Annotated in this window: 18 protein-coding genes and 3 tRNA genes; 16 read left to right on the top strand and 5 right to left on the bottom strand. The window is 49.4% G+C overall.

Annotated features, from left to right (window positions below):
- Positions 1-186 precede the first annotated feature (186 nt).
- From amyA to fliD, 4 genes are all read right to left on the bottom strand, one after another.
- Positions 187-1,674 (bottom strand): alpha-amylase, encoded by a 1,488-nt coding sequence (gene amyA, locus D6029_RS09555; RefSeq protein WP_120064552.1) that lies wholly within the window; start codon positions 1,672-1,674, stop codon positions 187-189.
- 102 nt (positions 1,675-1,776) lie between these two features.
- Complete coding sequence (fliT, locus tag D6029_RS09550) at positions 1,777-2,139, bottom strand: flagella biosynthesis regulatory protein FliT (protein ID WP_120064551.1); 363 nt, start codon at positions 2,137-2,139, stop codon at positions 1,777-1,779.
- Complete coding sequence (fliS, locus tag D6029_RS09545) at positions 2,139-2,546, bottom strand: flagellar export chaperone FliS (protein ID WP_120064550.1); 408 nt, start codon at positions 2,544-2,546, stop codon at positions 2,139-2,141. The genes fliT and fliS overlap by 1 nt, the downstream gene beginning before the upstream one ends.
- Positions 2,547-2,561: 15 nt before the next feature.
- Positions 2,562-3,962 (bottom strand): flagellar filament capping protein FliD, encoded by a 1,401-nt coding sequence (gene fliD, locus D6029_RS09540; RefSeq protein WP_120064549.1) that lies wholly within the window; start codon positions 3,960-3,962, stop codon positions 2,562-2,564.
- Positions 3,963-4,207: 245 nt separating this feature from the next.
- Between fliD and D6029_RS09535 the strand changes: the two genes are divergently transcribed.
- The 8 genes from D6029_RS09535 to sdiA all read left to right on the top strand — a co-directional run bounded on the left by D6029_RS09535 (position 4,208) and on the right by sdiA (position 11,753).
- On the top strand, positions 4,208-5,896 hold the full coding sequence (locus tag D6029_RS09535) for a FliC/FljB family flagellin (protein WP_120064548.1): 1,689 nt from the start codon (positions 4,208-4,210) through the stop codon (positions 5,894-5,896).
- A 164-nt stretch (positions 5,897-6,060) separates the two neighbouring features.
- On the top strand, positions 6,061-6,780 hold the full coding sequence (locus D6029_RS09530) for an RNA polymerase sigma factor FliA (protein ID WP_120064547.1): 720 nt from the start codon (positions 6,061-6,063) through the stop codon (positions 6,778-6,780).
- A 32-nt stretch (positions 6,781-6,812) separates the two neighbouring features.
- Positions 6,813-7,364 (top strand): flagella biosynthesis regulatory protein FliZ, encoded by a 552-nt coding sequence (fliZ, locus tag D6029_RS09525; protein ID WP_120064546.1) that lies wholly within the window; start codon positions 6,813-6,815, stop codon positions 7,362-7,364.
- An 85-nt stretch (positions 7,365-7,449) separates the two neighbouring features.
- Positions 7,450-8,250 carry a cystine ABC transporter substrate-binding protein gene (tcyJ, locus tag D6029_RS09520; protein ID WP_120064545.1) on the top strand — a complete coding sequence of 267 codons (801 nt, stop codon included), beginning with the start codon at positions 7,450-7,452 and terminating at the stop codon, positions 8,248-8,250.
- A gap of 244 nt (positions 8,251-8,494) precedes the next feature.
- A complete protein-coding gene (gene dcyD / locus D6029_RS09515) occupies positions 8,495-9,481 on the top strand; it encodes a D-cysteine desulfhydrase (protein ID WP_120064544.1) in 987 nt (328 codons plus the stop codon).
- A 14-nt stretch (positions 9,482-9,495) separates the two neighbouring features.
- The gene (gene tcyL / locus D6029_RS09510) at positions 9,496-10,164 is read left to right on the top strand and encodes a cystine ABC transporter permease (RefSeq protein ID WP_120064543.1); all 669 of its coding nucleotides are present in this window, start codon (positions 9,496-9,498) and stop codon (positions 10,162-10,164) included.
- The gene (gene tcyN / locus D6029_RS09505) at positions 10,161-10,913 is read left to right on the top strand and encodes an L-cystine ABC transporter ATP-binding protein TcyN (protein WP_120064542.1); all 753 of its coding nucleotides are present in this window, start codon (positions 10,161-10,163) and stop codon (positions 10,911-10,913) included. The genes tcyL and tcyN overlap by 4 nt, the downstream gene beginning before the upstream one ends.
- Positions 10,914-11,030: 117 nt before the next feature.
- Positions 11,031-11,753 carry a transcriptional regulator SdiA gene (gene sdiA / locus D6029_RS09500; protein ID WP_120064541.1) on the top strand — a complete coding sequence of 241 codons (723 nt, stop codon included), beginning with the start codon at positions 11,031-11,033 and terminating at the stop codon, positions 11,751-11,753.
- 74 nt (positions 11,754-11,827) lie between these two features.
- Here sdiA and D6029_RS09495 read toward each other — a convergent pair whose 3' ends face one another.
- The gene (locus D6029_RS09495; protein WP_120064540.1) at positions 11,828-12,052 is read right to left on the bottom strand and encodes a DUF2594 family protein; all 225 of its coding nucleotides are present in this window, start codon (positions 12,050-12,052) and stop codon (positions 11,828-11,830) included.
- A gap of 424 nt (positions 12,053-12,476) precedes the next feature.
- On the opposite strand from D6029_RS09495, the gene uvrY reads away from it, so the two are divergent.
- The 8 genes from uvrY to murP all read left to right on the top strand — a co-directional run bounded on the left by uvrY (position 12,477) and on the right by murP (position 18,661).
- A complete protein-coding gene (uvrY, locus tag D6029_RS09490) occupies positions 12,477-13,136 on the top strand; it encodes a UvrY/SirA/GacA family response regulator transcription factor (protein ID WP_120064539.1) in 660 nt (219 codons plus the stop codon).
- Positions 13,129-14,961 carry an excinuclease ABC subunit UvrC gene (gene uvrC / locus D6029_RS09485; protein WP_120064538.1) on the top strand — a complete coding sequence of 611 codons (1,833 nt, stop codon included), beginning with the start codon at positions 13,129-13,131 and terminating at the stop codon, positions 14,959-14,961. Before uvrY ends, uvrC begins: the two co-directional genes overlap by 8 nt.
- A 57-nt stretch (positions 14,962-15,018) precedes the next feature.
- On the top strand, positions 15,019-15,567 hold the full coding sequence (gene pgsA / locus D6029_RS09480) for a CDP-diacylglycerol--glycerol-3-phosphate 3-phosphatidyltransferase (RefSeq protein ID WP_120064537.1): 549 nt from the start codon (positions 15,019-15,021) through the stop codon (positions 15,565-15,567).
- 158 nt (positions 15,568-15,725) lie between these two features.
- A tRNA-Gly gene (locus tag D6029_RS09475) sits at positions 15,726-15,801 on the top strand.
- Positions 15,802-15,850: 49 nt separating this feature from the next.
- A tRNA-Cys gene (locus D6029_RS09470) sits at positions 15,851-15,924 on the top strand.
- Between the two features lie 12 nt (positions 15,925-15,936).
- Positions 15,937-16,023 (top strand) — tRNA-Leu (locus D6029_RS09465).
- Positions 16,024-16,301: 278 nt separating this feature from the next.
- The gene (murQ, locus tag D6029_RS09460; protein ID WP_120064536.1) at positions 16,302-17,213 is read left to right on the top strand and encodes an N-acetylmuramic acid 6-phosphate etherase; all 912 of its coding nucleotides are present in this window, start codon (positions 16,302-16,304) and stop codon (positions 17,211-17,213) included.
- Positions 17,213-18,661: a PTS N-acetylmuramic acid transporter subunit IIBC gene (gene murP / locus D6029_RS09455; protein WP_120064535.1), complete on the top strand. Its 1,449-nt coding sequence runs from the start codon at positions 17,213-17,215 to the stop codon at positions 18,659-18,661. Before murQ ends, murP begins: the two co-directional genes overlap by 1 nt.
- Positions 18,662-18,698: the final 37 nt, after the last annotated feature.

Here is an 18,698-nt window from a genome sequence, read left to right as displayed (position 1 = left end):
TGAACATCGGGTGAACGGAACCGTCTCCCGACTCACAGAGATGTGACTAAGAGACAGCCTTCAAGGAGAGGAAATACCTCTTCGTAGGTCGGATAAGCGCAGCGTCATCCGACACTTTTACCGGCAATGACATGGTGGATGACGCTGCCGCTTATCCCCCCTGCAAAACCCGTTCCTTGCGTGCTTCTATAACACATCTTCAATCACCCACACGCTCACGCTGCCGCCATTACAGGCAAACGTCGCGCTGCCGTTTTCATCGGTGGTGACGGTTTCTTCCCGATTCCCCAGATAATCGCGCCAGTTTTTACCTGCATAATTATCCCCGAGCGTAATGGTTTTTTCGCCTTCATCACCGTTAGAAAGCACGACTACACAGCCCGGATTTTCCTCGGTGCCGCTGCGGCTGAACGCGATGCAATTCGGGTGATCAAAATAGAGCGTTTGCACGCCGTGAGCGAAGCGTTCGCGGGCGTGAATCAAGTCATCCAGTTGTTCAATGACCGGCATGTCGATGTGGTAAGTTTCGCCATCGCCGCCTTCATCGTCGTAACTGGCGCCAAATAAATCCGGGTAAAACACGTTCGGCACGCCATTTTCGCGCAATAAGATCAGCGCGTAAGCCAGCGGTTTGAACCAGGGTTCGACGGGCGCTTCAAGCGATTGCAGCGGTTGCGTGTCGTGGTTGGCAACCAGCGTCACCGCGTGGAACGGATCGGCTTCTACTAGCGTGCCGGTAAAAATCTGGCTCATGTCATAATCGCGACCCTGCTTCGAGGCCTGGTGGAATTTCATTTGCAGCGGGGCGTCAAACAGCATCGTTTTGCCGTCTACCTGCGCGATATATTCCTGAAGTTTGTCGACTTCGTGCGACCAGTATTCAGCCACGATAAACAACGGTTGTTCCGCCACTTCCTGAACGTGCTCAATCCACTCTTTATAGAACCAGGCCGGAATGTGTTTCACTGCGTCCAGACGGAAGCCGTTGCAGCCGGTTTGTTCCATCACCCAGCACGCCCAGTATTTCAACTCTTCCGTCACCGCATGATTGCGGAAGTCGATATTCTCGCCCATCAAATAGTCGAAATTGCCCAGTTCGTCATCAACCTGGTCATTCCAGCCGTCGCCAGTATAGTCGTTGATGATTTTGAAAATACCGTCTTCATTCGGGTTTTCGATGTGATCGACGCCGCTAAAGCATTTGAAATCCCAGACAAATTGCGAATATTGCCCGGCACGAGCGGGGAAGGTGTAGCGCGTCCAGGCTTCGCAGTCGATAACCTCGTCGTCTATTTCATTGCGGTTTTCTTCATTGACGCGGTTAACGCGAACCTGTTCTTTTTCGTCGGCACCCATTTTGTGGTTCAGAACCACATCAAGCACGACGGCGATATCATTTTCTTGCAAGGCTTTTATCGCGCCCAGCAATTGAGCTTTGTCGCCGTATTTGGTGGCGACCGATCCTTTTTGGTCAAACTCGCCGAGATCAAAAAGATCGTAAACATCGTAGCCCACTGAATAACCGCCCGAACTGCCTTTATAGGCGGGGGGGAGCCAGACCATATTGACGCCGATGTCGTTGAGCGTTGCGGCGCGTTCGGCAACTTCTGCCCATAACTGACCCCCACCGGGGTAATACCAATGGAAAAATTGCAAAAGGGTTGGGTTTTTCATCGAGTCCACGCTCCAGGAGTCATTTAGCTGACTTCTGGAGTATGGAAGATTTTAAGCGGGACGGAGAATTAGTTACGGAAAGCTTTGTGCGGTGAAGCAAAATTATTGCGGTGCATCCGGCACCAGCAACTGGCCGGATAACCGTCCATAAGTATGGTTCAGCGTTTGCTGGCGCGACGACTGGCCGATTAACGAACTCAGTTCGTCCAGACGCTGCTGTAATAAGTTTTTTAGCGCCTGTTCGTTCGCCAGAATTTGCTCGAGATTTTGATGCAGCATGTCCTGCACGCTTTGCGCCGTCCCCGGTGGAATAGGGTTGGCGTTGAGCATTTCGATACCTTGCAGGTAAGCAACTTCCTGCTCCAGCAATAAATCCCATTCGCCGCGTTCAGCCAGTTCCAGCAAAGATTGGCTGAGCAGAACCACGTTTTGCCAGCGGCTGATCAGTTCAACATACGGAGACATTAGGCAGGCTCCCGCGCGGCGTTCAGTGGTGAAATCTGTTTCCAGGCATCGGCAATGTTGGTTAATAGCCCTTCAACTTCTTCTATTAATTCAACGTTATTTCGCAGATTAGCCAGCATCAGTTGGCGAATCATATAGTCGTACAGAGAAGATAAATTCTCTGCGATTTCGCCCCCTTGTTCATTATCCAGACCGGCCTTCAGGCCGTTATCGATAATGTTGATGGCTTTACTCAGTGCTTCCCCTTTGGCGGCCAGCTCTCCTTGCTGCATAAACAAGCGAGCTCTGACCAGGGCGCTTAATGCTCCATCAAAAAGCAAAACAATCAGTTGATGAGGACTCGCGCTCATGACGGCGCTTTCCACACCAATCTGAGCATATGCTTGTGTACCCCGCGCGCTGTACATAATTACCCCTTGTTATCAGGAACTGCTGGATGAGAATTGTTGAGTCAGATAATTGCTGGTGTTGTTTAGCTTGCTCATCATGGTGTCGAGCTGCGTAAACTGAGCTTTATATCGGGCGATGGTGTCGTCGATGCTCGAACTGGTTGCCAGATATTGCTTGGTCAGGCTTTTTAGCGTGGCGTTGATGCTGGTGGTGGCGCTGTCAAGAATGCCATCAGTGGCCAGATAGCCTTTTACCAGGTTTGCAGTGGTAGTTGTGATACCGGTGGTTTTGCCGTCGCCGACCAGAAGTTTTTGAGTATCAACGGAGTTGCTGGCTAATGCTGTTTTGAGCTTATCGTCGTCAATTTTGAGCTTGCCGGTGGTTGGATCCTGAGCAATGCCGATCTGCGACAGGGTGCTAAATTTTGAACCGGTGTCGCCTGTCGTAAACTGTCCGCGAATGCCTGTCTGAATCGTGCGAACTACGCTGTCGCCCAGTAACACGCCATTTCCTGTGCTTTGGTCTGCACCGGCGTCTACAGCACTGTATTTCGTCAGCGAGCTAAAGGTGTCCAACATCGAGTTATAAGCATCAACCCAGGCTTTAATCGCGGTTGTTGCCTTGTCATTGCTTTTAGTCACAGTGACGGTGGCGTTAGTGACTTCTTTATTTAGAGTCAGAGTGACGCCTTCCGGCGTGTCTTTAACAGTATTGCTGCCGCTTACTACTTTGATATTGTTGATGGTTAACTCGGCATTTTGAGCTGAAATAGTTTCACTCAAGCCATTTTTTGGCTCCGAAGAATCATAACCAATGAGATCATTAAGTTCGCTGTCACCAGTAACTTTAATGGTCATTGCTTGATCTTCACCGGTTTCGGTAGAAGTAATAACCAGCTGGAATTTGCCTTCACTGTTTTTAATGACACTTGCAGAAACACCACCATCAGCAGCATTAATGGCGTCCCGAACACCGTTCAGCGAGGTTTGGTCGTCGGTGAGTTTGATTTCCAATGGTTCTTTACGACCTGGCTGGTTAATCACCAGTGTGCGGTCGTTCGATGAAACGGTGCTTTGTTTATCGGTGGCGCTGGCAATCCCGCCAGTCGCGAGAGACTGCGCCTGCGCGAGTTGAGTAACGCTGATGGTGTATTTGCCTGCTGCTGCTCCGGCACCTGTGCTCACACCTAAATCAGTTGTACTACTAACGGCGTTGCTGCTTTTGAAAAGGGTAGCGTCATTTAGTGCGGTATTCGCCGTCTGGAATTTTTCAATCGCGCTTTTAAGTGAACCATAAGCTGTAAGTTTGGCACTGTAGCTGGACTGCTGCGCGGTAATCGGAGTCAGTCGACCTTTTTCCGCCGTGCTGAGGTTAGCTAATAAAGTATCCAACGGCAGGTTGGAGCCGACCCCTAATGAAGAAACGCTAGCCATTATTATTCCCTTTTCATTACTAACAATTATTCACAGTGGTATCGGCAACGAGAGCGCAAAGTTTAATGATATTTGCAGCTATTTAATGGCGGGAATAATGAAGGGGTAGCGGGTTATTTCGGAGGCTAGTTAAAAAGTGAAATTTTTCTAAAGTTCGAAAATAGTGTGCCGATACATGGGTAGACGGTGAGAAACCGTGGGCAACAGCCCAACCACAAAATGTGAATTGATAAGGATAAAAAATCATGGCACAAGTTATCAACACTAACAGCCTGTCGCTGTTGACCCAAAACAATCTGAACAAATCTCAATCTTCTCTGGGCACTGCTATTGAGCGTCTGTCTTCCGGTCTGCGTATTAACAGCGCTAAAGACGATGCAGCGGGCCAGGCAATTGCTAACCGCTTCACTGCAAACATCAAAGGCCTGACTCAGGCTTCCCGTAACGCCAACGACGGTATCTCTATCGCTCAGACAACTGAAGGCGCGCTGTCTGAAATTAACAACAACTTGCAGCGTGTACGTGAGCTGTCTGTTCAGGCAACTAACGGCACCAACTCCGGATCTGACCTGGATTCAATCCAGAATGAAATCACCCAGCGTCTGGGCGAGATTGACCGCGTTTCCGGTCAAACTCAGTTCAACGGCGTGAAAGTTCTGGCTGGTGATAGCTCTATGAAAATTCAGGTTGGTGCTAACGATGGCGAAACCATCACTATCGACCTGAAAGAAATCACGTCCAGCACCCTGGGACTAGATGGTTTTAACGTGAATGGTAAAGGTGGTGTGGCTAATACCTTGGCTAAAACAACCGACTTGGTGGCAGCAGGTTTCAAAACAACTGATGCCGGTAAAACATATACTGGTGATGCAGGCTTTACCGCTTCAAAAGCATCTGATGTGTTAGGTAAATTGGCCACTGGCGACAAAGTCAACAGTGTAATTGATAATGGTTTTGCAACTGTGGCAACCGATTACACTTATAATGCGGATAAGGGAAATTATTCATTCTCAACTGCTGGTTCTACGGCGACTTATGATCAAGTTCAGAAATACATAGCCCCTAAAGCTGGTGATACAGCACAAGCCACCATTACTATTAATGGTTCCGCTCAGAAAGTAACGATCGGAAATGATGGCAAAATCTCTGCAGCTGACGATGGTTCAACGCTGTATTTGGATACAACTGGTAATTTAACCAAAAATGGTTCTGCCACTCCTCTTCCACAAGCTACGCTTGAAGGACTGCAAAATAATAACGTTGGCGGAACAACGGGTACTGCAGTCAAATCAACAATCGAGATGGCTGATGGTAGTAAGTTTACCTTTGCAGGTACTTCGAATTCATCAGTCGCTGGCAACGTTAAAGTAGAAAATGCGTTTATCAGTTCTGACTCTTTGTCTAATCTAGTAAAAAATAAAGCAGTAACTGTAAATTCTGCTACCGGTACGGATTATTCAATCTCAATAGGTGGTGCTGTTACTGAAACCACAGGAGGCGCTGCAGTATTTACTAAAGCTGATGGTTCACTAACTAATTCTAATGTGGCCACTTATTTTGTTCAAACAGATGGTGCAATCACCAATGGTTCTGGCAAGGCTGCATATAAAGACGCAGAGGGTAAAATTAGTACTGATGAGAAAACTACTTCAGCAAAAACTATCGATCCACTGAAAGCTCTCGACGATGCCCTGGCTAAAGTCGACGCCTTGCGTTCTGACCTCGGTGCGGTACAAAACCGTTTCGACTCTACTATCACTAACCTGGGTAACACTCTGGGTAACCTGACCTCTGCTCGTAGCCGTATCGAAGATGCTGACTACGCGACCGAAGTTTCCAACATGTCCAAAGCGCAGATCCTGCAGCAGGCGGGTACTTCTGTGCTGGCACAGGCTAACCAGGTTCCGCAGGGCGTTCTGTCTCTGCTGCGTTAATTTGCCAAAACCTGACCAAACCTCGCGCTTGCGGGGTTTTTTCATATCCACTGTTACCCATAACCCCCAAATAACCCCTCATTTCACCCACTATTCTTGCGATTAAAAACCCTCCAGAAACGGATAATCATGCCGATAACTCAACTAACGCAGGGCTGTTTATCGTGAATTCACTGTATACCGCTGAAGGTGTGATGGATAAACACTCGCTGTGGCAGCGTTATGTACCGCTGGTGCGTCACGAAGCATTGCGCCTGCAGGTACGCCTGCCCGCGAGTGTGGAGCTTGACGACCTGCTACAGGCGGGCGGCATCGGGTTGTTAAACGCAGTGGACCGTTATGATGCCCTGCAAGGAACGGCATTTACTACCTACGCGGTGCAGCGCATCCGTGGGGCGATGCTTGATGAGTTGCGCAGCCGTGACTGGGTGCCACGCAGCGTCAGGCGTAACGCCCGCGGCGTTGCGCAGGCAATTGGTCAACTGGAGCAAGAGCTGGGCCGTAATGCGACGGAAACAGAAGTGGCAGAACGGTTGGATATCCCGCTCAACGAATACCGTCAGATGTTGCTCGACACCAACAACAGCCAACTTTTCTCTTATGACGAGTGGCGTGAAGAGCATGGCGATAGTATCGAACTGATTACTGAAGAGCATCAGCAGGCGAACCCGCTCCAGCAATTACTGGAAGGGAATTTACGCCAGCGCGTGATGGACGCTATTGATGCGTTACCCGATCGCGAAAAAATGGTGCTGACCCTTTATTACCAGGAAGAGCTGAATCTCAAAGAGATTGGTGCGGTGCTGGAAGTGGGGGAGTCGCGCGTCAGTCAGTTGCATAGCCAGGCGATTAAACGCTTACGCACTAAGCTCGGGAAGTTGTAGGCCGTACATTATAAGACGACCGGGATAACATCATGACGGTGCAACAATTAAAAAAACGGCCATTGAGCCGCTTCTTAAAAGACTTTAAACACACGCAAACACATTGTGCGCAGTGCGCAAAACTGCTCGACCGAATTACGCTGACGCGCCGTGGCGAAATTGTCAGTAAAACGGCAATCGCGCAGTTGGATACTTTAATCGATGAAAATGGCTGGCAGATTGAGCGCCAGTCATGGGCGGCGTTGTGCCGTTTTTGTGGCGATTTGTACTGCAAAGAGCAGCAGCACTATTTCGATATCATCGGTTTTAAAGAGTATCTGTTTGAACAAACTGAGATGAGCCACGGCACTATCCGCGAATATGTGGTGCGCCTGCGCCGTCTGGGGAATCATCTGGCTTCGCAGAATATTCCTGCTCCTTCCTCCGCTAACGGTTACTTCGATGATTCACTCGAACCGTGGTTGCCGCCTACCAGCACCAATAACTACCGCATTGCGCTGCGCAAGTATGGGCAGTTTCAAACCCTGAACCAAAATACTGTTGCCCATTTCCAGGAAAATAAATCAACTTCTGATATATATTAAAATGGCATAACTTGTAGCGCAGTGGTTTTGATTGATTATATTAAGTCGCTACAATACAACAAAATTATCCATATTCGGGGTGACTATGAAATTTGCAATGGTGGGGCGTCAGGCGCTGATGGGCGTGCTGGCAGTGGCAATGGTCGCGGGCGCGAGCGTGAAAACTTTCGCGGCAGAAAATTTACTCAATAAAGTGAAAGAGCGCGGCACGCTGTTGGTTGGGCTGGAAGGGACTTATCCTCCGTTCAGCTTCCAGGGTGATGACGGCAAGCTGACCGGTTTTGAAGTGGAATTTGCCGAGCAACTGGCACAGCACATTGGCGTGAAAGCGTCTCTCAAACCCACTAAATGGGATGGCATGCTGGCGTCGCTCGATTCCAAGCGCATCGACGTGGTGATTAACCAGGTCACCATCTCTGACGAACGTAAGAAGAAATATGATTTCTCCACGCCGTACACCGTTTCCGGTATTCAGGCACTGGTGAAAAAGGGCAATGAAGGCAGCATTACCGGGCCAGATTCCCTGAAAGGCAAAAAAGTCGGCGTCGGCCTTGGGACTAACTACGAAGAGTGGTTGCGTGCCAATGTGCAGGGCGTTGATATCCGAACTTATGATGATGATCCGACTAAATATCAGGATCTGCGCGTAGGCCGTATTGACGCGATTCTGGTTGACCGCCTGGCCGCGCTGGATCTGGTGAAGAAAACCAAAGACACTCTGGCCGTAGCGGGTGATGCATTCTCTCGCCAGGAAGCGGGTGTCGCCGTGCGTAAAGGCAACGAAGACCTGGTTGAAGCGATTAACAAAGGTATCGCCGAGATGCAGAAAGACGGTTCTTTGGCGAAGTTGTCTGAGAAGTGGTTTGGCGCTGACGTGACCAAATAATGTCCTTCATACTTCAGGCTGCAGATGCGTTGACTGCACCCGTGCGCCCCAGTCACATAGTTATCTATGCTCCTGGGGACTTACGGCTTTGTCGCCTTCCTGCACCCAGAATTATTTAGGACAAGGTTTTGAAAAAAAACGGTGCTGATATCAGCACCTTTTTTATTTGCATTTGCGGGTATTCGGCCAGGCTCGTGCATAATGAAGAGATGTGAAATTTTTAATAAGTGTACTGGAGTTGCTCATGTCACTGCACAATCTGACGCTTTTCCCGCGTCTGGAATTTATCGGCGCACCGACGCCACTCGAATATCTGCCGCGTTTTTCTGATTACCTTGGCCGTGAAATCTACATTAAACGTGACGACACCACGCCGATGGCAATGGGCGGTAATAAGCTGCGTAAACTTGAATTCCTGGCGGCTGACGCACTGCGTGAAGGCGCTGATGTGCTGGTCACTGCCGGGGCGATTCAGTCAAATCATGTTCGCCAGACTGCGGCGGTTGCCGCAAAACTCGGTCTGAAATGTGTCGCTTTGCTGGAAAACCCGATTGGTACGCAGGCTGAAAATTACCTGACAAATGGCAACCGTTTGATGCTCGACCTGTTTAATGTCGAAATCGAAATGTGTGATGCGCTCCATTCGCCAGATAGCCAACTGGAAGAAATTGCTGAGCGCCTTGAAGCGCAGGGGTTCCGTCCGTATGTGATTCCGGTGGGTGGCTCAAATGTGTTGGGCGCTCTGGGTTACGTTGAAAGCGCGCTGGAAATTGCTCAGCAGTGCGAAGGGGCGGTGAATGTGTCGTCTGTTGTTGTCGCATCCGGTAGCGCAGGCACGCATGCCGGGCTGGCCGTTGGGCTTGAGCAAGTCATGCCGGATGTCGATTTAATCGGTGTCACCGTGTCGCGCACCATTGCACAACAGTTGCCAAAAGTGGAAGCCTTGCAGCGCGCTGTTGCGCAGTCTCTGAGTGTTAGCGCCAATAACCCGATTAAGCTCTGGGATGATTATTTTGCGCCGGGCTACGGTACGCCGAATGAAGAAGGGCTTGAGGCGATCAAAATTCTCGCACGCCTTGAAGGGATTTTGCTCGACCCGGTTTACACCGGCAAAGCGATGGCGGGTTTAATTGATGGCGTGGCGCAGAAGCGTTTTAAAGACGACGGCCCGATTATCTTTATTCATACCGGTGGTGCGCCAGCATTGTTCGCTTACCATCCGCATATTTAAAAAACAGGGTATCTATGCAAGAAAGTATTCAACTGGTGCTGGATTCAGCGCCATTCCTGCTCAAAGGGGCGGTGTTCACGCTGCAACTGAGTATCGGCGGCATGTTCTTTGGGCTGATTCTCGGCTTTTTATTGGCGCTGATGCGCTTGTCGCCGTTCTGGCCGTTTTCGTGGTTATCACGTTTTTACGTGTCGATTTTCCGTGGCACGCCGCTTATCGCCCAGCTGTTTATGATCTATTACGGCCTGCCGCAGTTTGGCATTGAGCTTGATCCTATTCCGGCGGCGATGATTGGTTTATCTCTTAATACCGCGGCTTATGCGTCTGAAACTTTGCGTGCGGCGATTTCGTCCATCGAAAAAGGGCAGTGGGAAGCGGCGGCCAGTATCGGGATGACGCCGTGGCAGACGCTGCGCCGGGCGATTTTACCGCAGGCGGCGCGTGTGGCATTGCCTCCGCTGAGTAATAGCTTTATCAGCCTCGTGAAAGATACTTCGCTGGCAGCGACGATTCAGGTTCCTGAGCTGTTCCGCCAGGCGCAGCTAATTACATCGCGGACTCTTGAGGTCTTTACCATGTATCTCGCGGCTTCATTGATTTACTGGGTGATGGCAACGGTGCTTTCTACGTTGCAAAACTACTTTGAAGATCAGCTTAATCGCCAGGACAGGGATCCAAAATGAGCGCCATCGACGTAAAACAACTGGTCAAAAAATTCCATGGGCAGACGGTGCTGCACGGTATCGATCTGGAAGTGAAAGCGGGCGAAGTGGTAGCGATTATTGGGCCGAGCGGTTCGGGTAAAACCACGCTACTGCGCTGCATTAATTTGTTGGAACAACCGGAAGCGGGCACCATCAAAGTGGGTGAAATTTCCATTGATGCCGCGCAATCGCTCAGCAAACAGAAGAACCGAGTGCGTGAGTTGCGCCAGCATGTCGGCTTTGTGTTCCAGAGTTTTAACCTTTTCCCACACCGCACGGTGATTGAAAATATCATTGAAGGGCCGGTGATTGTGAAAGGCGAACCGAAAGACGAAGCCATTGCGCGAGCGCGTGAATTGCTGGCGAAAGTTGGGTTGAGCGGCAAAGAAACCAGTTACCCGCGCCGCTTGTCAGGCGGGCAACAACAGCGTGTGGCGATTGCCCGTGCGCTGGCGATGCGCCCGGAAGTGATTCTGTTTGACGAACCCACGTCTGCGCTTGACCCGGAACTGGTGGGCGAAGTGTTAAGCACCATTCGCCAGTTGGCAGAAGAAAAACGCACCATGGTGATTGTGACCCACGAAATGAGCTTTGCGCGTGATGTTGCAGACCGCGCTATTTTCATGGATCAGGGGCGTATTGTTGAGCAGGGGCCAGCCCGCGAACTGTTTGCCAATCCTAAACAGCCGCGAACTCAGCAGTTTCTCGAAAAATTCCTCACCCAGTAACTCATATGGCCCCACTTTTGGGGCCGTTATTAAATGCATTAATAATTTTGATAAATGTGATAGCGTTAACCATTACATTTGAGAATGAATTAAATGTCAGGAGAAACGCCAGACATAATGGACGATCACAACTTTTTTCGCTGGCGACAGGATGTACTTAATATCTTCCAGTCCGTCACTGAGGCGGATGAAATAACTAAAATTCTTCATCAGCAAACCGATCAGCTGGAATTTGATTATTTCTCTCTGTGTATTCGCCATCCGGTGCCTTTTACTCGCCCTAAAACGTCACTCAGATCGTCGTATCCACAAAGCTGGCTTGATCACTATCATGCGGCTAATTATTTTGCGATTGATCCTGTATTGCGCCCTGAAAATTTCATGCGCGGTAACTTGCCGTGGAATGATGCGCTTTTTGGCGATACGCAGGAGTTCTGGGATGCGGCGCGGGATCATGGGCTACGGCGTGGCATCAGTCAGTGTGTGATCTCTCCGAATCGCGCGCTGGGCTTTTTATCGGTTTCACGCACCGCAAATAAAGGCAAAATATTACCTGATGATGAGCTGGAACTGCGTCTGCAATATTTGGGCGAATTAAGCCTGATGACATTAACGCGTCTTAATGATGCTTCAATGGATGCGATAACATTGAAACTCAGTAAGCGTGAGCGGGAAATATTGCAGTGGACAGGAGAAGGTAAGACTTCAGCTGAGATCGCCATTATTTTGTCGATATCAGAAAATACAGTGAATTTTCACCAGAAAAATATGCAGAAGAAGTTTAATGCGCCTAATAAAACGCAAATTGCCTGTTATGCCGCCGCGATTGGGATAATTTGAAGCGAAGGAATGGAGCGGGTGGTACGAACAAAACGGCTGGAGTATAGAGAACTCATCCAGCCGTCGTGCGCAGGTTACTGACGGTAAGCTTGTTTAATTTGCTTAACAGTATTACCGAATACCTCTGCGTGCGCCGAGTCTTCCATTTGAGCAATTTGCTTTTCCATTTTGATGATAACCTTGCCTGCATCGGCTTGGCCCATGGCTTTCAGCATCTGAGTCAGCATGGCTTTCAGGCAGGTGACTTCAATAGCCAGTTCACTACTGTTGTCTGCGGTGGAAAAATCAGGAGTGCTCATTTATGTTCCTCGGTCTTGGTTGGTACACCGTCATTTAGTGTAACGGCTTCTTAAGGCGGCGGAGTATAGCACACTCAGAAACCATTTTATTAGTGGTTACGCGTAACGCCCTGAGGGCTATCGGTACGAACTGCTCGAATTGTTTTAATTATGTTTATTTATAGTTAACTGAAAGTGCATTTGTCACCCTCAAAATGGCGTTAAATTATTAATGGATTATCGTTTTTCATAATATGAAAAGCATTTTTGGTAATTTGTTGAATGAATTAATCAGCAGGTAAGTATTGTTTCCACTGTACAATTACATTTCCAAAAGACGTTCGAATTCTTAAAATCCGCTTTTAGATTTTAAAGTTGCCGGAAAACCCGTTAATATGTCCCAGTAATTTTTAGCAGCGTAATCCCTATTCTGGAGAGTTCCCCTTTGATCAACGTACTTCTTGTTGATGACCACGAACTGGTGCGCGCAGGGATACGACGCATTCTTGAAGATATCAAAGGGATTAAGATATCAGGTGAAGCAAATTGCGGTGAGGATGCCGTAAAGTGGTGCCGTAGCCATCCGGTTGATGTTGTCCTGATGGACATGAACATGCCGGGAATCGGTGGTCTTGAAGCAACACGTAAAATTGCGCGATATTCAAACGATATCAAAGTGATTATGTTGACAATACACACCGAAAACCCGCTGCCAGCTAAAGTCATGCAAGCCGGTGCGGCAGGTTATTTAAGCAAAGGCGCTGCTCCGCAGGATGTTGTGAACGCGATTCGTGCAGTGAATGCCGGCCAGCGTTACATCGCCTCTGACATTGCTCAGCAGATGGCATTAAGCCAGATTGAACCGGAGAAAACGGACACCCCGTTTGCCAGTTTGTCTGAGCGCGAATTACAGATTATGCTGATGATCACCAAAGGCCAGAAGGTCAATGAGATCTCAGAGCAGCTTAATCTCAGCCCGAAAACGGTGAACAGTTACCGTTACCGCATGTTTAGTAAACTGAATATTAGTGGCGATGTTGAGCTGACACACCTGGCCATTCGTCATGGTTTATTTAGTGCGGAGACGTTAATCAGCAGTGAGTGAAATCTTTGACCCACGCGCTTTCCTCAAAACTGTCACCAGCCAGCCTGGCGTCTATCGCATGTATGACGCCAGCGAAACGGTCATTTACGTTGGTAAAGCCAAAGATCTAAAAAAGCGCCTGTCGAGCTACTTCAGGAGCAATCTTGCCAGCCGTAAAACCGAAGCTCTGGTGGCATTAATCCAGCATATAGACGTGACGGTAACCCATACCGAAACAGAAGCGCTGCTGCTGGAACACAACTACATCAAGCTTTACCAGCCGCGCTATAACGTGCTGCTGCGTGATGACAAATCCTATCCCTTTATTTTCCTTAGCGGCGATACTCATCCCCGGCTTGCCATGCACCGTGGGGCAAAACACGTAAAAGGCGAATATTTCGGGCCTTTCCCGAATGGCTATGCCGTACGTGAAACGCTGGCATTACTGCAAAAAATCTTCCCGATTCGCCAGTGCGAAAACAATGTCTATCGCAATCGTTCGCGTCCCTGTCTGCAATATCAGATTGGGCGCTGCCTCGGGCCGTGCGTTGCCGGTTTAGTCAGCGAAGAAGATTACGCACAGCAGGTGGAATATGTGCGCTTGTTCCTTTCTGGCAAAGACGATCAGGTTCTGAATCAGCTGATTGCCCGAATGGAAGCGGCGAGTAAAAACCTGGCATTCGAAGAGGCTGCGAGAATTCGTGACCAGATTCAGGCGGTGCGCCGCGTCACTGAAAAACAGTTTGTTTCCAATTCGGGCGATGACCTGGATGTGATTGGCGTGTCCTTCGATTCGGGCATGGCATGTGTGCACGTTCTGTTTATCCGTCAGGGTAAAGTTTTGGGCAGTCGTAGTTATTTCCCGAAAGTGCCAAACGGCACCGAGCTTGCGGAAGTGGTGGAAACCTTTGTCGGCCAGTTCTATTTGCAAGGCAGCGCGATGCGCACATTGCCTTCTGAAATCTTGCTCGATTTTGATTTGCCGGATAAAACGCTGCTCTCCGACTCGCTGACAGAATTGGCGGGGCGGCGAATCAACGTGCAAACCAAGCCACGCGGCGACAGGGCGCGTTATCTGAAACTCGCCCGAACTAACGCGGCGACGGCGCTGGTCACGCGACTGTCGCAGCAATCTACGATTCACCAACGTCTGGCAGCATTAGCCAACGTACTGGAAATTCCGGCTATCAAAAGAATGGAATGCTTTGATATTAGCCACACGATGGGCGAGCAGACCATTGCTTCCTGCGTGGTTTTTGATGCCAACGGGCCAGTCCGTGCGGAATATCGACGCTACAACATTGATGGTATTACGCCAGGCGATGACTATGCGGCGATGAATCAGGTATTGAGCCGTCGCTATGGCAAGGCCATTGAAGAGAGCAAAGTCCCGGATGTGATTCTTATCGACGGCGGGAAAGGGCAGTTGGGACAGGCGAAAGCGGTCTTTGCTGAACTTGATGTGCCTTGGGATAAACATCATCCACTGCTACTGGGCGTGGCAAAAGGCGCTGACCGTAAAGCCGGGCTTGAGACTTTGTTCTTTGAACCAGAAGGTGAAGGCTTCTCGCTGCCACCTGATTCTCCGGCACTGCACGTCATCCAACATATCCGCGATGAATCGCACGACCACGCGATTTCCGGGCATCGTAAAAAACGTGCAAAAGTAAAAAATACCAGTGCGCTGGAGACTATCGAAGGGGTTGGCCCAAAACGTCGCCAGATGTTGTTGAAATATATGGGGGGATTGCAACCATTAAAGAATGCATCCGTAGAAGAAATTGCAAAAGTGCCAGGTATCTCGCAAGCGTTGGCAGAAAAGATCTTCTACTCGTTGAAACATTAAGGCCTCTGTAGCAACATAGAGACAATTTCCACTTACGACAGACAGTTAACCAGCACTATGCAATTTAATATCCCAACATTGCTTACTCTGTTTCGTATCGTCCTTATCCCATTCTTTGTGCTGGCTTTTTATCTGCCGTTTAGTTGGGCGCCATTCCTATGCGCGTTTATCTTCTGGTTTGCCGCTATCACTGATTGGTTCGATGGTTTTCTGGCGCGTCGCTGGAATCAAAGCACTCGTTTCGGGGCCTTCCTTGATCCGGTAGCGGATAAAGTGATGGTCGTCGTCGCGCTGGTGCTGGTGGTTCAGCACTATCACGAATGGTGGGTGACACTGCCTGCGGCGACCATGATTGCTCGTGAAATTATTATTTCAGCCTTGCGTGAATGGATGGCTGAAATCGGCAAGCGCAGCAGTGTTGCCGTTTCATGGATTGGCAAGGCCAAAACCATGGCACAAATGCTGGCCCTTATCGGGATGCTCTGGCGTCCAAATATGTGGATCGAGTACACGGGTATCGGTTTGTTCTTCATCGCGGCGGTATTAACTTTCTGGTCAATGTTCCAATATTTGGCCGCGGCGAGGGGTGATTTGCTCGAACCGTGATCGGTTAGGTGCAAATTTCAGCAAACGGAACGCGGTGGTGGAAAATTTCATTGACTCACCGCGTCATCTAAGTAGAATGCAACGCATCGAACGGCAGCACAGCTTGCCAGAAGATAGTAAAATCAAATGATTAGCGTAAAGCTTCATTAAAAGATTTTGCGGGAATAGCTCAGTTGGTAGAGCACGACCTTGCCAAGGTCGGGGTCGCGAGTTCGAGTCTCGTTTCCCGCTCCAAATTTATGTAGCAGAAGTTCTGTTGCAGCCTGCAAAGGTAAAAAGTTTTGGCGCGTTAGCAAAGCGGTTATGTAGCGGATTGCAAATCCGTCTAGTCCGGTTCGACTCCGGAACGCGCCTCCACTTTCTTCCCGAGCCCGGGTGGTGAAATCGGTAGACACAAGGGATTTAAAATCCCTCGGCGTTCGCGCTGTGCGGGTTCAAGTCCCGCCCCGGGCACCATGGGAATAAAAGCTATAAAATCAATGATAAAGCAGTGTCGTGAAAACCACCTTCGGGTGGTTTTTTATTGCCTGAAATTCACCCTCCTGGCATCAAATCAGCCAATCGCTTCCTGATTCCTCTTTACCTCAACCCAACCCATTCATATCCAACAATATGACTGCCATCACATTCCATCATCAAAGAATAAATTATTCCTTTTAAAATCTTTTGTAATAATTAATTATTCCTTCATTGTTGAGGGGCATCCTCATCTAACCCGTAAATGCGAGACACCGATGAAAATTGATTTATCTGCTTTGACCACCGAAGGCCGCAACACTCTTAGCGAAAATATCGACATGCTTTCGACCGAGGAGATGTTGAGAGTCATCAATAATGAAGATCAAAAAGTTGCGCTGGCAGTGGAAAAAGTCATACCGGCCATCACTCAGGCTGTTGATGCCATTGTTGATGCTTTCCAGAAGGGCGGGCGCTTAATCTACAGTGGCGCGGGTACGTCGGGCCGCCTGGGGATTCTGGATGCCAGCGAATGTCCTCCGACTTACGGCACACCGCGCGAGCAAGTTGTCGCACTGATTGCTGGCGGGCATCAGGCCATTTTGCAGGCGGTTGAAAATGCTGAAGACAGCCTGACGATGGGCGTTGAAGACCTGAAGAACATTCAGTTCAATGCATCTGACGTACTGGTGGGTATTGCTGCAAGTGGCCGCACTCCATACGTTATTGCCGCTCTGAATTATGCCAAAAGCCTTGGCGCAACCACGGTTGCCTTAACCTGTAACGCAGGCAGTGAAATCGCTCAAATTGCTGACATCGCTATCGCGCCAGTTGTCGGAGCAGAAGTGGTGACGGGTTCTTCACGTATGAAAGCGGGGACAGCGCAAAAACTAGTGCTGAATATGCTGACGACCGGGGCAATGATTCGCAGCGGTAAAGTTTACGGCAACCTGATGGTGGATGTTGAAGCAACCAACCAGAAGCTCGTTCAACGCCAGATTAATATCGTGATGCAGGCGACGGATTGCGACCATCAAACCGCCTCTACTGCGTTACAGAGCTGCGAGGGTCATTGCAAAACGGCGATTGTTATGGTGCTGGGGAATCTTAGTGCGATGGAAGCGAAACAGCTTCTGAATGACAATAACGGATTCATTCGCAAGGCTTTAGCAAACAGGACGAGTCAATAATGGCGAAAATCACGGAACAGATGATTGCATCGATTCTGCAACTGGTCGGCAATAAAAATAATATCCAGACGTGTGGCAACTGTATGACGCGCCTGCGCCTGACTCTTAACGATAATAGCGTCGTTCAGCACGACAAATTAAAAGAGCTCCCTGGTGTGTTAGGCGTGATTAATAGCGACGATCAGCTGCAAATTATTCTTGGCCCAGGGAAAGCACAAACTGCCGCAGAAATGATGAACCAGATGCTAAATTCGCAGGCAGAAGGTTCTGACACACCTGAACAAAACAATCTGAGTTCGGTGACCACCAGTAACAAACAAAAGATGAAGGCGAAACAAACCAGCGTGGTGCACCAATTCCTCGCAAAGTTCGCCACCATCTTCACACCGCTGATCCCGGGTTTTATCGCCGCCGGTATGTTGCTGGGCTTTGCCACATTAATTGAACAGAGCATGTTAGTAGGTGCAGCCGAAAAGAATGCGACCATCGTTCATATCGTCGGTTACATGAAAATATTCGGCAAAGGGCTATTCACCTTCTTGCCAATCCTGATTGGTTACAACGCGCAGAAAGCATTTGGCGGCACCGGTGTCAACGGGGCGATCATTGCTTCGTTATTCGTCCTGGGATATTCCCCGGATGCGACGGTCGGCTATTTCTCCGGCATTGATAATTTCTTTGGCATGGGCATCGACCCGCGCGGGAATATTATCGGCGTGCTGATTGCCGCAATTTTGGGCGCATGGATTGAACGTCAGGTGCGTAAAGTCATTCCTGATAATCTGGATATGATCCTGACTTCACTGCTGACGCTGATTATCACTGGCGCGCTGACATTTACCGTCATCATGCCTTTTGGTGGTGAGCTATTTAAAGGGATGTCATGGCTGTTTTTGCACCTGAACGGTAACCCGTTTGGCTGTGCGATTCTGGCGGGGCTGTTCCTGATCTCCGTTGTATTCGGGGTTCATCAGGGCTTTATTCCGGTCTACTTTGCCTTAATGGATGTTCAGGGTTTCAACTCATTGTTCCCGATTCTCTCTATGGCGGGCGGCGGGCAAGTCGGGGCAGCGCTGGCGCTTTATTACCGTTCGGCGAAGCATTCTGCCACGCGTAACCAGGTCAAAGGTGCAATTATTCCGGGCCTGTTGGGCGTCGGGGAACCGTTGATTTATGCCGTCACATTGCCTCGAGTGAAGCCTTTTGTCACCGCCTGTATCGGCGGCGCATGTGGTGGCTTCTTCATTGGCCTGGTCGCATGGCTAGGTTTACCGGTCGGGTTAAATACCGTGTTTGGCCCTTCAGGGCTGGTAGCATTGCCGTTGATGACATCGCATGAGGGTATTTATGCCGGTATGGGAGTTTATGCGGTTGGGATGCTTATCTCATACGCTTGTGGTTTTGTTCTGACATGGTTCTTTGGGCATAAAAACGTTGATCTAACTTAAGATCATGGGCAAACGGCTTCCCCCTTTACCTCAAATT

This window comes from Buttiauxella izardii, from assembly GCF_003601925.1.
Taxonomy (GTDB): domain Bacteria; phylum Pseudomonadota; class Gammaproteobacteria; order Enterobacterales; family Enterobacteriaceae; genus Buttiauxella; species Buttiauxella izardii.
This window is presented reverse-complemented; position numbering and strand designations above follow the sequence as displayed.